This window comes from Bartonella sp. AC158YNML (assembly GCF_042196725.1).
Lineage (GTDB): Bacteria > Pseudomonadota > Alphaproteobacteria > Rhizobiales > Rhizobiaceae > Bartonella.
This window is the reverse complement of sequence record NZ_JBHIQU010000084.1, coordinates 1-840: the sequence shown is the minus strand read 5'-3', so window position 1 is coordinate 840 and position 840 is coordinate 1. Positions and strand designations below refer to the sequence as shown.

Below are 840 nucleotides of genomic sequence, written 5' to 3'. Positions count from 1 at the left end.
TAATCAAAAACTTGTGCATTTCCAGAAATTTGTGCATTCCCATAAACACGGGCATCATCATAAACTTTGGCATTACCATAAACTTTTGCATTGCCAAAAATCCAACAGTCTCTCTTATGGCTTAAGTTGCTCTCTTTTTCTATAAAACCGCCGAGGTCACCTTTTTTGACATATCCAAAGTCTCTCAGTGCACGAATACGGTAAAGCGTATGTCCATATTCATTGGTCATTTTATCAGTTAATTCGTATTTTTTCACCATGATTTTTCTCCAGTGGACATGACGTTATCGCCATAAATATGCGCATCACCATAAATCTTGGCATAACCATAAATCTGTGCATTGTCATAAATATGCGCGTCACCATAAACCATGGCATCACCATAAATCTGTGCATTGTCATAAATATGCGCATCATCAAAAACTTGAGCATCACCATAAACTATGGCATCACAACAAACCTTGGCATTCTCAAAAACACGGGCATTGTCGTAAATTTTTGCACGCCCAAAAACTTGAGCATCACCATAAACTATGGCATCACAACAAACCTTGGCATTATCTCTAATTATTGATTTTTCGAATATCTGTGCATTACCAAAAACCTTAGCGTTATTACAAACCGCGGCATCATGCCAAACCCAACAATCGCCCTCATGAGAGAGGTTACCCTCATGCTCAATAAAACCACCAACGTCACCTTTCTTGACTCTTCCAAAGTCTCTCAATGCACGAATGCGGTGGAGAGTTTTGCCCCCAACTTCGATTGTTTCATCAGTCATTTCGTATTTTTTTTCCATGGTTTGTTTCCTTTAATGCATGCTTTGTCGTTTAATTTCTT

The 840-nt window shown here is 38.6% G+C and carries 1 protein-coding gene and 1 pseudogene; both read right to left on the bottom strand.

Translation table 11 applies throughout. The features are described from left to right. A pseudogene (locus ACFIM1_RS09365) lies at positions 1-260 on the bottom strand (hypothetical protein); the annotation flags it as partial. Next, positions 254-799 carry a hypothetical protein gene (locus ACFIM1_RS09360; protein ID WP_375609816.1) on the bottom strand — a complete coding sequence of 182 codons (546 nt, stop codon included), beginning with the start codon at positions 797-799 and terminating at the stop codon, positions 254-256. The pseudogene ACFIM1_RS09365 and the gene ACFIM1_RS09360, both read right to left, overlap by 7 nt. Between the last annotated feature and the right edge of the window lie 41 nt (positions 800-840).

Bases quoted from the DNA above. Each gene is read 5' to 3' on its own strand.
- ACFIM1_RS09360 (WP_375609816.1), bottom strand. From the start codon at position 799: ATGGAAAAAAAATACGAAATGACTGATGAAACAATCGAAGTTGGGGGC.